Raw genomic sequence first — 12,809 nt, forward strand, 5'->3', positions numbered from 1 at the left:
TCACTCCGATCGGTCGGTGGTGAGGGAGGCGGCGACGGTCGCGAGCGCCCGCCAGGCCTCCTGCGGGCGGCGGGTCTCGGCCGGGTCGCCGTGGAACGGGTCGAGCACGACGGTCTCGGCGCCGAGGCGGCGCAGTTCGTCCAGGTCCGCGGTGACCTGGACGAGGGTGCCGTGGCCGGCGAGCCGGTCCGGGCCGGTAAGGGGTTCGGCGGTGAGCCGCAGGGCGATGCGGGGCGTCAGCGCGGGCACGGGCCGTCCCTGGTCGCGCGCGGTGGCGGTGAGGCGTTCGCGGGCCTGCCGCAGCCACGGCAGGGTGATTCGCAGCGGGTGCCAGGCGTCGCCGAGGCGTACGGCCCGGCGGATGCCCGCGTCGCTGTTGCCGCCGACCCACAGCGGGATCGACCCCGCGCGGTAGTCGGCCGTGTCGGCCCAGGCGGCCCGTACCGCGCGCAGGTGCTCGTCGGTGATCCGGCCGCGTTCGCCGTACGGCACGCCGAGCGCCGCGAACTCCTGCCGGGCCCAGCCGACGCCCACGCCCAGGACGAGACGGCCGCCGCTGAGGTCGTTCAGGTTCGCGGTCATGCGGGCCAGCAGCAGGGGATGCCGGTACGGGACGATGACCACGGTGGTGCCGAGCCGGATCCGTTCGGTCACGCCGGCCAGCCACGACAGCGTGGTGAACGGCTCATAGAACGGTGCCGGGTACTGCTCGGCAACGTCGGGCGTCACCACCACGTGGTCGGAGACCATCAGCAGGTCGAAGCCGAGCCCCTCGACCGTGCGCGCCCAGTCGCGCAGCACGCCGGGGTCGGTACCGGGCCCGAAGTTCGGGACGTTCACGCCGATTTTCACCATTTCACGCTATCCAGGCGATCACCGCCGACGGAAGGGATCATCACCGGCGTTGACCGCGGTCAGCCGTTGATCTGACGGTATATTCACGACATGGCCGAGGATCTTGACGCGACGGACTGGGCGATCCTGGGGGAGCTGCAGCGAGAGGGCCGCGTCCCCCTCACCGAGTTGGCCCGGCGGGTCAGCCTCAGCGCCTCCGCGACGACCGAGCGGGTCCGGAGACTGGAGGCCGCCGGTGTCATCACCGGCTACCGAGCCGAGGTGGACCTGGAGAAGGTCGGCTACCCGGTGCTCGCCGTCGTCCGCCTGAAGTATCCGGGCAACCGGCACGAGCCGCTGCACCGGCTGCTGGAGGAGCGCGCCGAGATCCTGGAGTGCCTGCGCACCACCGGCGATGACTGTTACACGCTGAAGGTCGCCGCGGCCTCCATGACCCACCTGGAGAAGATCGTCGGCGAGCTGACCGACTTCGGCAGCACCACCACCAACATCGTCTACCGCCAGACCCTGCCCTTCCGCGGCCCGCGCGCGACCTCGCGGACCTGAGGCCCGCCGCGCGCCCGGCCGGCGGTACGGTGACCGGGTGCGAGCGGTGGTGTTCGAGGAGTTCGGGCGGATGCCGGACCTGCGCGAGGTGGCCGATCCCGCGCCGTCGCCGGACGGGGTGGTGATCAGGGTCGCGGCGACCGGGCTGTGCCGCAGCGACTGGCACGGGTGGATGGGTCACGACCCGGCCATCGCGCTCCCCCACGTTCCCGGGCACGAGTTGGCCGGGGTGGTCGAGGCGGCCGGGCCGCGGGTCACCGGGTGGCGGGCCGGGGACCGGGTGACGGTGCCGTTCGTGTGCGCGTGCGGGCGCTGCCCGGCGTGCGCCGCCGGCGAACAGCAGGTGTGCGAGCGGCAGACCCAGCCCGGGTTCACCCACTGGGGTTCCTTCGCCGAGTACGTCGCCGTCGAGAACGCCGACGTTAACCTGGTCGGCCTGCCCGAGGGGCTCGGTTTCGCGGCGGCGGCCGGCCTCGGTTGCCGGTTCGCGACCGCCTACCGTGCGCTCACCGCGCACGGGCGGGTCGCGCCGGGGCAGTGGGTGGCGGTGCACGGCTGCGGCGGTGTCGGCCTGTCCGCGGTGATGATCGCGGCCGCGGCCGGTGCGCGGGTCGTCGCCGTCGATGTCTCCACCGCCGCGCTGGACCTGGCCCGCGTGTTCGGCGCCGGGACGTGCCTCCAGGGCCCGGACGGCGTACCCGAGGCGATCGCGGAGGTCACCGGCGGCGGCGCGCACGTGTCCCTGGACGCGCTCGGCGACCCGCGGACCTGCGCGAACTCGATCGCGTGCCTGCGCCGCCGCGGACGGCACGTCCAGGTGGGCCTGTTGCCGCCGCAGGCGGGCCCGGCGGCGCTTCCGATGGAGCGGGTCATCGCCTACGAGCTCAGCGTGCTGGGCAGCCACGGCATGCCCGCCCACGCGTACGGGCCGATGCTGGACCTGGTCGCCGCGGGCACGCTGCGCCCGGACCGCCTGATCACCACCACGATCGGCCTGGCCGGGACGCCGCAGGCGCTGGCGGCCATGGGAACCACCTCGCCCACCGGCGTCACGATGATCGAGCCTTAGGCCCTAGTACGTCTTGAGCGTGATCGCGGTGGCGGCCCGGTGGATGGGCGCGACGGCCTTGGCCATGATCCGGTCTTTGCCCGGCAGTTTGTCCAGGAGGCCGAGCGTCGCCATCGAGAGCCGGACCTGCCCGCGCGTGCGCATCACCATCCGCTTGATGTTGGCCGGGCCGAGCCGCTGGTTCGCCTCGGCGAACGGCCGCATCTCCCGCTCGTAGGCCGCGAACCCGCCGCGGTGGTCTCCGCCGGCCGCGGCCAGTTCGCCCGCCAGGACGTACGCGCCGACCATGGCCAGGCTGGTGCCCTGGCCGGACGCCGGCGAGGCGCAGTGCGCGGCGTCGCCGAGCAGGACGACCCGGCCCGCCGACCAGTGGTCCAGGTGAACCTGGCTGATCGAGTCGTAGTACAGGTCGGGTGCGGCGACGGCGGATTCGACGAAGCGCGGCACCTCCCAGCCCTCACCGGCGTAGACGGACGCCAGGGCGCGCCGCCGTTCCGCGGGGCCGTCCGGCTCGCCGTCCAGTTCCGCCGAGCCGAACAGGAACATCGCCTTGGCGCCCTCCTCCCCCGCGGTGCTGTAGGCGAGCATCGTCTTGCCGGGACCGACGTAGGTGACCTCCTCGCGATCCAGTCGAAGGTGGTTGGGCACGTCGCAGATCGAGATGCGGTAGCCCAGGTCACGGACGAACCGCTCTTCTGGCCCGAACGCCAGCGCGCGGGTCACCGAGTGCAGCCCGTCCGCGCCGATCACCAGGTCGAACGTGGCGCTTCGCCCGCTCGCCAGGTCGACCTCGACCCCGTCGGGCGTCTCGCGCAGGGCGGTGATCGAATCGCCGAAGAGGCAGGTGACCGACTCGGCGGTCCGCCGGTACAGCAGGTGGTGCAGGTCGCCGCGCAGGATCTCGGCGTCGCCGTGGGTCCGGCCGCCGAAGGTGTCGCCGTCCATGCTCGCCACGCTCTTGCCGGTCGCGTCGACGACGGTGCCGCGCCGTACGCCGGTGCGCAGCGCGCGGATCTCCTCCAGCAGTCCCATGCGTTCGGCGACGGTGAGCGCCGCGCCCCGGATGTCGACCTTGTAGCCGCCCGCGCGCAGGGCGGGGGCGCGCTCCACGACGGTCGGGGTGAAGCCGTGCCGGCTCAGCCAGTAGGCCAGGGTGACGCCCGCGACGCCCGCACCGGAGATCAACACGTTGGCGTTCTTCATGATCACGGCTCCTCGCACCGTCCTGCCCCAGGCCGTTCGCCTCGGGTGACGCCAACGGTACAAGCGTGTTAGACAATTGTGCAAGACGTCCGTGTTAGACGTTCGTCTCGTCAGTGGATAGAGTCGGCGGCATGGGCAATCGTGAGGATCTGCTGGACGGCGCCCGGCGCTGCCTGCTGGAGAAGGGCTACGCGCGGACGACCGCGCGCGACATCGCGCAGGCGTCCGGGGTCAGCCTCGCCGCCATCGGCTACCACTTCGGTTCCAAGGACGTGCTGCTGCACGAGGCACTGCGCGGCGCGATCGAGGAGTGGGGCGACCGGATCGCCGCCGCGATGACCGCCGCGGCCAGCGCCGACGCGGACCCGGCCGGACGATTCGAGGCCACGTGGGCGAGCATCCTCGACGCGTTCGCCGAGACCCGGCCGCTGTGGGCGGTCCAGTTCGAGGTCCTCGCCCACATCGAGCGCACCCCCGAGCTGCGCCGCGTCTTCGCCGCCGCGAACCGGCAGGCCCGCCTGGGCCTGGCCGAGCTGTTCGGCGTCGACGCGGAGACGCTCGGCCCGGACCGGACCGAGAGGATCGGCGCGTACCTGCAGGCCCTGCTGTCGGGCACGGCCGCCCAGTGGCTCCTGGACCCCGGCGGCGTGCCGTCGGCGGGCGACCTGCTCGACGCCGTACGGACCTTCTCCGCCGCGCTGGGGCCGTACGCGGAGTGAAGGCCGGCGGGGCTGGTCGGTCCGGCGGAACTGGGCGATCGCGGCGGCGAGCAGGCCCGCGCCGAGCACGATGACCAACCTCCGGCAGCGGAGGCACGTGCCAGCCGAACCAGGTGACTCCCGGGTTGAACCGGGCCTTCAGCGCGGGGCGCGCGGTGATGTGGGCGAACACCCATCTCCCGCAAGAACCCGAACTCCCGGTCCCACACGATCGAGGCGGCCGAGAACATCCCGGTGAACATCACCGACATCGCGATGACGCCGGGGAAAGTGAAGGTCTTCAGGTTCACCGTGCCGCCGCCGGTGCCCAGCACGAGCAGGTACAGCGGTGATGTAGCTCCAGATCGCGGCGCGGGCCTGGGGGTCCAGGCCGACGGTCGGCTCGTCCAGGAACAGGACCCGCGGTGAGTGCAGGTAGGTTCTGCTCGGCGGTCAGGTACGCGTCCAGGGTGGGGTCCTGGAAGACCAGCCCGATGTCGCGGCGGACCTCACCGCGCTCGCCGACGATGTCGTGGCCGGCCACGTACGCGGCGCCGCCGCTGGGACGCACCAGCGTGCACAGCATCCCGATCGTCGTGGTCTTGCCCGCGCCGTTGGGTCCCAGGAATCCGAACACCTCCCCCGGGCCGCACCTCGAACCCGATGCCCTTGACCGCCTCCAGGCCGCCGTACCGCTTGGCCAGGCCCTCCACCGCGATGGCCGGCCCCGCGGGCGCGTTCAGTCCTCTTCCCCGAGGTCCTCGGCGAGCAGCCGGTACAGCGACCGGCGCGCGTCGGCCAGGATCCGTCCGGCCTCCTGGTGCTGGGCGGGCGTGCCGGCCTCCGCGACCTGCCGCAGCGCCATGGCCATCCGCACGAACAGCGTCCGCAGGTCGACCATCTCCTCGCTGACCGACCCGGCGACCGCCGCCCAGGGCTCGGTGAGCGCCTCCTCGTGCGCGGCCACGTGCGCACGGCCCTCGTCGGTGAGCTGGTACGTGCGCCGCCCGGACTCCTCCTTCGCCCGGACCAGCCCCTCGTCCTCCAGCTGCTGCAACGCCGGGTAGACCGAGCCGGGGCTGGGCCGCCACAGGCCGTGGCTGCGCTCGGCGATCTCCTGGATGATCTGGTAGCCGTTGCGCGGGCCCTCGGTGAGCAGCGCCAGGGCGGCGGCGCGCACGTCACCCTTCCGCACCTTCGGCGCGACGCCGGGCGGCGGCGCGCCCGGTCCGAACAGATCCGGCATCGGCGGCGCGCCCAAAAGAGGAGCCGGCGGCGGGAACGGCGCGCCGTGCGGTGGGTGCGGTGGGTGCGGTGGCGGTGGGGGATGCGGGCCGTCGCCCGGGCCGCCCGCGGCGAGGAATACGGCCGGGTCCATCGGCCCCGGCAGCCAGTCGTCCATGTCGCACCTCCAGCGATGATCTAGACATGTTAACGATATATCTAGAGAGTTCGTCGAACAAGGTGGAATGTCACTGGCAGTCGGCGATGGCCGCGCCCGGCCATGGCAGGATCCGGCATCAGGCGCGTCGGCGCAGGTCGGGCCGGTCCCCGCGACCTCACCGGATGCAGGGATCACCACTGTTTGAACAGGTTCAAAAATCCCGTACAGTGGTTCACTGTGAACGTCGCTGTGGGAATCCCCGACCGGCTCGCCGTCCGGACCACCGTCGTGTCCGGCGACGTCTCAGCGCACGAAGACCTGGTGGCACGCCTGCCGCACTCCGAGGCGCTCGCCTGGATCCGGCACGGCGAAGGCATCGTCGGCTGGGGTGAGGCCGCGCGGCTCGTCCTGCCGGGCGGCGAGGACCGCTTCACGCGCGCCCGCGAATGGCTCGCCTCCGTGTTCGCCGCCGCGTCGGTCGAGGACCCGCTCGGCGTCCCGGGGTCGGGCCCGGTCGCGTTCGGCAGCTTCTCCTTCGATCCCAAGTCCGGCGACTCGGTGCTCATCGTCCCGCGCGTCGTCCTCGGCCGCCGCGATGGCCACGCCTGGTACACCACGATCGGCGGCAACCCCGAGCCGCTGGCGCTGCTGCGCCCGCCCGTACCCCCCACCGGCGTCCGCTGGGCCGACGGCGCGGTCGACGCCTCCCGCCACATGCGCGCCGTGGCCGCCGCCGTCGAGCGGATCCGCGCCGGGCACCTGTCGAAGGTGGTGCTCGCCCGCGACCTGCTCGCGACCGCCGACTCCCCCATCGACACGCGCGTCCTGCTGCGGCGCCTCGCCGACCGCTTCCCCTCCTGCTACACCTTCGCCTGCGCCGGCCTCGTCGGCGCCACCCCCGAACTCCTCGTACGCCGCATGGGCGGGCAGGTCGAGTCGCTCGTGCTGGCCGGCACGATCGCCCGCGACGCCGCCGACGACGTCTCCGCCGCGGCCCTGTTCGCCTCCGCCAAGGACCGCGAGGAGCACTCCTACGCCGCCGACATGGTCCGCGCCGCCCTCGCCCCGCTGTGCCGCGAGCTCACCGTGCCCGACGAGCCGGAACTGCTGCGCCTGTCCAACCTCATCCACCTGGCCACGCCCGTACGCGGCCGGCTGAGCGAAGAACGCTCCGTCCTCGACGTCGTCGCCGCGCTGCACCCCACCCCCGCCGTCGGCGGCACGCCCACCACGGACGCGCTCGAGACGATCCGCGAGCTGGAGCTGATGGAACGCGGCCGCTACGCCGGGCCGGTCGGCTGGATCGACGCCCGCGGCGACGGCGAATGGGGCATCGCGCTGCGCTGCGCCCACATCGAGGGCACCCGGGCCCGCCTTTACGCCGGCGGCGGCATCGTCGCCGGCTCCGACCCGGCCGCCGAACTCGCCGAGACCCAGACCAAGTTCCGCGCCATGCGCCACGCCATCGACGGCTGAACCGCAAGGTCCTGCGGAGGCGTTCCTTCCGCGTCGTCCGAGGCGATTTGATAGAGGCGGCTTGTCGGGTCGAGCGCCTGTGGCGCGGGTCGTTAGGGGCGAATTCGTGGAGTGGAGCTTTCTTCCGGCCGAGGCGCTCACGGCCGCCTTGCGTGCCGGTGAGGTCACCTCGGTGGAGCTGACCGACGAGGCCATCGCTCGTGTCGAGCGGGACGACAAGGTGATCAACGCGGTCTGCGTGCCGGACTTCGACCGTGCGCGAGCCGCCGCGCGCCGGGCCGACGAGGCGCGCGCCGGTGGTGAGGACCGGCCGTTGCTCGGTGTTCCGGTGACGGTCAAGGAGTCCTACAACGTCGCCGGGCTGCCCACGACCTGGGGGATGCCGCAGTACGCGAACCATCTGCCCGTCGAGGACGCGGTAGCGGTGTCGCGGTTGAAGGCCGCGGGCGCGGTGATTCTCGGCAAGACCAACGTGCCGTTCATGCTGCAGGACTGGCAGAGCTTCAACGAGATCTACGGCACCACCAACAACCCGTGGGATCACGACCGTACGTCGGGTGGATCCTCCGGCGGGTCGGCGGCGGCGCTGGCATCGGGATTCGGTGCGCTGTCCATCGGCTCCGACCTCGCCGGTTCACTGCGCAACCCGGCGCATTTCTGCGGTGTCTACGCGCACAAGCCGACGTTCGGGCTGGTGGCGACCCGAGGAATGGTGCCGCCGCCCGCACCGGCGTTGCCGGTCGACGGCGACCTCGCCGTCTGCGGTCCGATGGCCCGCACCGCCCGCGACCTCGCATTGCTGCTGGACGTGATGGCGGGACCGGACCCGCTGACACGCGGCGTCGCCTACGACGTGACGCTGCCGCCCGCGCGCCATCGGCGGCTGAGCGACTTTCGGGTCCTGGTCCTCGACGAGCATCCGTTCATTCCGACCGGGTCGGCGGTGCGGGCCGGGGTGAACCGGGTGGCCGACGCACTCGTCGACGGCGGGGCCCGCGTCGAACGGCACAGTCCGCTGCTGCCCGATCTGGCCGAAGCCGCGACGCTCTACGCGCAGTTGCTGTGTTCGCACCAAGGCGCGCGTATTCCCGCCGAGGCGTACGAGCGGCTGCGGAGCCGCGCCGCCGGACTGAGCGCGGACGATCAGGGTCTCGACGCGGCGCGGCTGCGCGGCATGGTGTTCAGCCACCGCGACTGGATCGAGGCGGACTTCCGCCGTGAACTGCACCGCCGTGGCTGGCGGGAGCTGTTCGTCGAGTTCGATGCCGTGGTGTGTCCGATCACGTCGGTCCCCGCGTTTCCGCACGACCACAATTCCGATCGCGGGGAACGCCGGATCGACATCGACGGCGTCGAGTACCCCTACCTCGACCAGTCCGTCTGGGCCGGTGTGGCGACCATGCCCGGCCTGCCCGCCACCGCCATACCCGCCGGCCGGTCCTGCGAGGGTCTGCCGGTGGGAGTGCAGCTCATCGGTCCGATGTTCGAGGACCGCACCCCGCTGCGGCTGGCCGAACTGCTCGAGCAGAGGATCGGCGGCTTCCAGGCACCGAAGTAGGGGTCAAAGCCGCGGGCGCTGTCGGGGACTTTGCGGCGTGCTCGGCGAGATGCCTGTGCCGCGCCGAGAGTCGCCGCAGTACAGGCGTCCGTGAGGATGCTCTTCTCCTGCGTCTACCTGCTGGAGGACTGCGGAGTGCCGGGGGCCCGGTCGTAGGTGAGGAAGGCAGCTCCGGTCTTGAGGACGGTGTGGTCGATGAGCTCCCAGGCGTTGGGCGCGAAGACCGTGGTCCGTCCGAAAAGGGGGATGCCGGAGCCGATGGTGAGCGGGCTGAGTTTGATGATCACGCGGTCGATCTCGCCGTACAGTGCGCCGGCCAGTTCCCCGCCGCCGACGAGCCAGATGTCTTTGCCGCCATCGCGCTTCAGCTCCCGTACCGTCGCCACCGGGTCATCGGCGACGAGTTGGATGCCTGGATCCGGGCTTTCGGTCAGTGTCCGGGAGAAGACCAGGTGCTTGAGGTGGGCGTAGGCGTTGGTCACGTTGGCCGCGAGGCCGACCTCATAGCATTTGCGGCCTTCGACGACGGTGTCGAAGTGGGTGCCTTCGGCGGTGACACCGAGCGCGGCCCGGGCCGGCCCCGGCAGGGTCTCGGGGTACTCCCCGATGAGGTGCTGGATGTAGTCCTCGGACGGGGACCAGAAGCCGCCGGGGCCGCTGGGGTCGGAGCCGTCGGGGCCGGCGATGAAACCGTCGAGGGTGGAGGCGATGAAGTACACGAGCTTGCGCAAAGTCAGTCCTTTGTTGATCGGTCGGCGTGGACGGTGCCGGTCGGGGCCGGACGCCACCGGGGTGTCACTTTGTGGCTGTGGGGAACGGAGTGACGAGGCGCGCTACTGCCTGAGTGACCAGTTCGTCGCGCTCGGCGTCTGTGAAGACGTCCGGAAGTGTGAGCTGCTCGACGATCAGCCAGTTCATGGCCAGGTACATCAGCAGGACGGCGGTTGCGCCGCCGGGCAGGCCCGCGGCCTCGTGCCGGGTGACGTTCTCATCGATGTCGGCGCGGACCCGCTCGGTGAGCAGCGTGCGCAGCTCTGGCCTTCTGGTGGCCTCCAGCCGAAGCTCCAGCATCGCCAGGTGCCCGGATCGGAAGGCGGCGACCCTGCCGATGCTCTCCCGCAGCATCGTGCCGTACGACGCGGCGTCCCGTGCCTGGTCGAACATCTCGGTGAGTGCGTCCTCCGCGGGCCTGAGCCGCTCGTAGACGCGGACGCCGGCCTGGACGAGCAGCTCGTCGCGGTTGCGGAAGTAGTTGGACGTGGTGCCGATGGGCACCCCTACCTCCTTGTCGAGGGCGCGCTGCGTCAGGCCCCGCGCCCCCTCGCGGGCGAGAACCTCGATGGCGCCGTCGAGCAGCGCGGCCCGACGGGCCGGGTTCTGACGCATCCCACACCTCTTTCCTCGCTTTGAAGTACTCCCAGTAAACCACTTCAGGTGAAGTACGTCAACTGAAGTACTAAGTACCGCGTTCGAAGGTCCGGTGCGCACCCCGGCGGTACGTAGGCCCGGGTCGGCCTGGGTCAGGAGATGCGGACCTTTTGGGTCGCGGTCACTCTCGTGGTCCGGGGTCCCGGTAGCACTGACGAAAATTCGGTCGGATATGGACGCCACCTGCGGTGATGTTGAGGCGTAGGGCCTGGTTGGTAGGTCGTGATCACTGCGGTTTCACGAATCCGACCGCCGGATCTGAAGCGCCGCCGCCCGATTACCCCAACCGCGCCGGCGCACCGCGCGCCTGGTGCCGGCCCGTCCGACCGACGGACGTCCGGAACCGCTTTCTGCGGCACGCGCTTCGCATCGAACGCGAACGTCGTACGGCGGCTGACCTGGCAGAACCGGCTTAGCGTACGTTTTCGTTCCGATGTTCCAGTATCACGAGCCGGGAAGGACACGGCCCAAGCGTCGCACGGCCGGTGGGAGGACCGGCACGCGAGACATTGCACGAGTCTTACCCACGCTCCGGGTGGCGCTCAAGGGGAGGCCGGCGGCTCCGATTGTGGTGTGTCGTTGACAATGCGGACGAGGGTTTCAGCTCGTGCCGGTGCCGCAGGGGACGCGGATCCGGGTGCTGGTGGCCGGTGAGTCGCCGACCGGCAAACCCTCGATGTCCAGCGCCACCGCCACGCGGTAGTCGTAGGTGCCGACCCGTCCGACAGGGCAGGGAGCCGACACCGGGCCTTCGGTCTGGTCCTTGGACGGCGTCCACTCGGTCGGCTGTTGACCGGTGTAGCTACGCCAGCCCGACCAGCTGTCACGCTCGATCTGATACAGCTCGCGCATCTTGCCGGGGCGGGGGCCGGAGCAGCGGGTCGCGAATCCCGCCGAGCTGAGCCTGGCGCGGGACGGCCCGCCACTCACGACGATCTCGCCGTCCTCGCGGAGGGCCTTCACATTGGTCGTGCACCACCAGCCCCGCACCGAGACGATTTGCACCTGGTCACAGTCGTTCACGTCCGCGGGAGCCCGGTAGTCGGCGACATTGAGGGCACGAGGGTCGCGAGGAGCGGCATCGACGTCGCCGACCGTCATCTCCACGGAGCCGTCAGGCAACTCCTCGGCCCGCCAGGCCAACTTCTTGGCCGTCGGCGTCGGTCGCGGGCTGGGCACGGCAGTCCTGGACGCACACGCCTGGGGCCTGCTCGGCAGGGCAGGCGAGGCGGGTGACGCCGGTGTGCAGCCTGCAACCGCTACGCACACCCCGCCCAGCACGGGCGACGCGAGCCACCGGAAACGCGGGGTCATCTCGTTCTCCTTCGGACATCCGCAGCCTGGATCAATCAAGATCCTTATCCGATGTTCGCCGAATGCTTCAGGTTCCGTACAGCTCCGACGCCATCTCCCCGGAACAGGGCCTCAAGCTTGTCGATGTGCGACCGACGAAGATCATTTACGTCTGGGCCTGGGCTTTTTGCTTGAGGCGTTCATAGGGGAGCCGTCACGGTGGCCTGATATCGCTGACGCCAGTCCAGCGACTCGATACGCGCAAGAAGCGAGTCGTCTCTTTCCCAGTCAATCTCGCCTCAGAGATCACACACAGTTCCCAGTAATGCCGGTAGGCGGTGTCCTCCTCGGACCTGCGAGCCTTGTCCAGGTAGTCGGCGTACTTGGCCGGGACGAACCCGGTCGGCGCATCCGCTGGGACCTTCCGGCCGCCCGTGGCGTTCAGCTCCTTGAGGATGGCTGCGGCCTGCATCAGCGCACGGGTGCCCGGCCCGCCCTTAAAGTCGATCGCCGTCAGCACGTTCGGGATGAACTGCCGCAGGTAGGTGTAGGAGGAGTCCAGCTCCGACAGCCGGCCGTGGTCCTTGGGCAGCGGCGTCCAGGTGTCGGCGTTCAGTTCCCGCAGCATCTGCATCCCGACCCGGTTCCGCAAGATGCCGCCGACCTCCTCGTCCGGGATCGAAGGATCGGCCAGCACCGGAAGGATCACATCCATCAGCAGCTGCCGGACCTCGCCCTTCTTGGCCGCTCGGCCAGCGCCTCATCGGTTCTGGACTTGGCCCGCGACTCCCGCGCCGACACCGCCTGGTCGAACAACGCCACGACCTCGTCCAGCTGGTCAACGGCGGCCTGAGCGACGAACGCCAAAAGGATCGGGAACTTGCGATCCCCGCGCCGTTCCAGACCCTGGTTGGTGGAGCGGCGCGCGACCGTGGCCAGGAACCGGCGCCGCTCGTTCGGCAGCATCGACAGATCCAGCAGGTGGGCGTCGATATTGCGGAACCAGGTCAGCTTCTCGATCGAGGTCTTCACCGCCGACGCCGACGCGTCCTTGGCCAGGCTGTTCAGCCACTCCAACCGGGAAACTCGTCGGCATCCCGCCCGAGGCCCTGTGACACCGGCGCCGTACGAGCCTGACCGGCCCCCGGGCACGCGCACCGAGGACCTGCCCGGCGGAGGACTCCGCCTGCACGTACGCGCCCCGGCCCCGCCCAGCGCCTGCGCGTCGAGATCGCCGGCCCCCGCCCGTTCTGGATCAGCCAGGACACCCGGCCGCTGCTGCTCGCCGAGGTCGCGCAC

The 12,809-nt window shown here is 71.1% G+C and carries 14 protein-coding genes; 5 read left to right on the forward strand and 9 right to left on the reverse strand.

Features of this window, described 5'->3' with window-relative positions:
• Complete coding sequence (locus tag ACQEV1_RS27340; RefSeq protein WP_433397052.1) at positions 1–852, reverse strand: LLM class flavin-dependent oxidoreductase; 852 nt, start codon at positions 850–852, stop codon at positions 1–3.
• Between the two features lie 93 nt (positions 853–945).
• Between ACQEV1_RS27340 and ACQEV1_RS27345 the strand changes: the two genes are divergently transcribed.
• Entirely contained in the window at positions 946–1,401 is a 456-nt protein-coding gene (locus ACQEV1_RS27345; RefSeq protein WP_285623948.1) for an Lrp/AsnC family transcriptional regulator, read from the forward strand.
• A gap of 37 nt (positions 1,402–1,438) precedes the next feature.
• Positions 1,439–2,470, forward strand: coding sequence for a zinc-dependent alcohol dehydrogenase family protein (locus ACQEV1_RS27350; RefSeq protein ID WP_433397055.1), 1,032 nt, complete (start codon positions 1,439–1,441; stop codon positions 2,468–2,470).
• Between the two features lie 3 nt (positions 2,471–2,473).
• Here the strand turns inward: ACQEV1_RS27350 and ACQEV1_RS27355 are convergent, their stop codons facing one another.
• A complete protein-coding gene (locus ACQEV1_RS27355) occupies positions 2,474–3,673 on the reverse strand; it encodes an FAD-dependent monooxygenase (protein WP_433397057.1) in 1,200 nt (399 codons plus the stop codon).
• Positions 3,674–3,804: 131 nt separating this feature from the next.
• Between ACQEV1_RS27355 and ACQEV1_RS27360 the strand changes: the two genes are divergently transcribed.
• Positions 3,805–4,392, forward strand: coding sequence for a TetR/AcrR family transcriptional regulator (locus ACQEV1_RS27360; protein WP_285623940.1), 588 nt, complete (start codon positions 3,805–3,807; stop codon positions 4,390–4,392).
• Between the two features lie 286 nt (positions 4,393–4,678).
• On the opposite strand, the gene ACQEV1_RS27365 is transcribed toward ACQEV1_RS27360, so the two are convergent.
• Both ACQEV1_RS27365 and ACQEV1_RS27370 read right to left on the reverse strand, forming a co-directional pair.
• Positions 4,679–5,008: an ATP-binding cassette domain-containing protein gene (locus ACQEV1_RS27365; protein ID WP_433397059.1), complete on the reverse strand. Its 330-nt coding sequence runs from the start codon at positions 5,006–5,008 to the stop codon at positions 4,679–4,681.
• Positions 5,009–5,110: 102 nt separating this feature from the next.
• Positions 5,111–5,773 carry a PadR family transcriptional regulator gene (locus ACQEV1_RS27370; protein ID WP_433397061.1) on the reverse strand — a complete coding sequence of 221 codons (663 nt, stop codon included), beginning with the start codon at positions 5,771–5,773 and terminating at the stop codon, positions 5,111–5,113.
• 219 nt (positions 5,774–5,992) lie between these two features.
• On the opposite strand from ACQEV1_RS27370, the gene ACQEV1_RS27375 reads away from it, so the two are divergent.
• Both ACQEV1_RS27375 and ACQEV1_RS27380 read left to right on the forward strand, forming a co-directional pair.
• Positions 5,993–7,231 carry an isochorismate synthase gene (locus ACQEV1_RS27375; RefSeq protein WP_433397063.1) on the forward strand — a complete coding sequence of 413 codons (1,239 nt, stop codon included), beginning with the start codon at positions 5,993–5,995 and terminating at the stop codon, positions 7,229–7,231.
• A 106-nt stretch (positions 7,232–7,337) separates the two neighbouring features.
• The gene (locus tag ACQEV1_RS27380; protein ID WP_433397065.1) at positions 7,338–8,789 is read left to right on the forward strand and encodes an amidase; all 1,452 of its coding nucleotides are present in this window, start codon (positions 7,338–7,340) and stop codon (positions 8,787–8,789) included.
• Positions 8,790–8,902: 113 nt separating this feature from the next.
• On the opposite strand, the gene ACQEV1_RS27385 is transcribed toward ACQEV1_RS27380, so the two are convergent.
• From ACQEV1_RS27385 to ACQEV1_RS27405, 5 genes are all read right to left on the reverse strand, one after another.
• Positions 8,903–9,520, reverse strand: a complete 618-nt coding sequence (locus ACQEV1_RS27385) for a dihydrofolate reductase family protein (protein ID WP_433397067.1) — start codon at positions 9,518–9,520, stop codon at positions 8,903–8,905.
• A 64-nt stretch (positions 9,521–9,584) separates the two neighbouring features.
• Positions 9,585–10,175 carry a TetR/AcrR family transcriptional regulator gene (locus tag ACQEV1_RS27390; protein ID WP_285623923.1) on the reverse strand — a complete coding sequence of 197 codons (591 nt, stop codon included), beginning with the start codon at positions 10,173–10,175 and terminating at the stop codon, positions 9,585–9,587.
• 642 nt (positions 10,176–10,817) lie between these two features.
• Positions 10,818–11,396, reverse strand: coding sequence for a hypothetical protein (locus ACQEV1_RS27395; protein ID WP_433397069.1), 579 nt, complete (start codon positions 11,394–11,396; stop codon positions 10,818–10,820).
• Positions 11,397–11,724: 328 nt separating this feature from the next.
• The gene (locus tag ACQEV1_RS27400) at positions 11,725–12,225 is read right to left on the reverse strand and encodes a hypothetical protein (RefSeq protein ID WP_433397071.1); all 501 of its coding nucleotides are present in this window, start codon (positions 12,223–12,225) and stop codon (positions 11,725–11,727) included.
• Positions 12,225–12,587: a hypothetical protein gene (locus ACQEV1_RS27405; protein WP_433397073.1), complete on the reverse strand. Its 363-nt coding sequence runs from the start codon at positions 12,585–12,587 to the stop codon at positions 12,225–12,227. Before ACQEV1_RS27405 ends, ACQEV1_RS27400 begins: the two co-directional genes overlap by 1 nt.
• Positions 12,588–12,809: the final 222 nt, after the last annotated feature.

It is taken from the genome of Actinoallomurus sp. CA-142502, from assembly GCF_050936355.1.
In the GTDB taxonomy this organism is placed as follows: Bacteria; Actinomycetota; Actinomycetes; order Streptosporangiales; family Streptosporangiaceae; genus Actinoallomurus; species Actinoallomurus iriomotensis.

Excerpts from the sequence above, each read along its gene's own strand:
- ACQEV1_RS27345 (WP_285623948.1), top strand. The coding sequence starts at position 946 with ATGGCCGAGGATCTTGACGCGACGGACTGGGCGATCCTGGGGGAGCTG.
- ACQEV1_RS27355 (WP_433397057.1), bottom strand. The coding sequence starts at position 3,673 with ATGAAGAACGCCAACGTGTTGATCTCCGGTGCGGGCGTCGCGGGCGTC.
- ACQEV1_RS27360 (WP_285623940.1), top strand. The coding sequence starts at position 3,805 with ATGGGCAATCGTGAGGATCTGCTGGACGGCGCCCGGCGCTGCCTGCTG.
- ACQEV1_RS27370 (WP_433397061.1), bottom strand. The coding sequence starts at position 5,773 with ATGGACGACTGGCTGCCGGGGCCGATGGACCCGGCCGTATTCCTCGCC.
- ACQEV1_RS27390 (WP_285623923.1), bottom strand. The coding sequence starts at position 10,175 with ATGCGTCAGAACCCGGCCCGTCGGGCCGCGCTGCTCGACGGCGCCATC.
- ACQEV1_RS27400 (WP_433397071.1), bottom strand. The coding sequence starts at position 12,225 with ATGGATGTGATCCTTCCGGTGCTGGCCGATCCTTCGATCCCGGACGAG.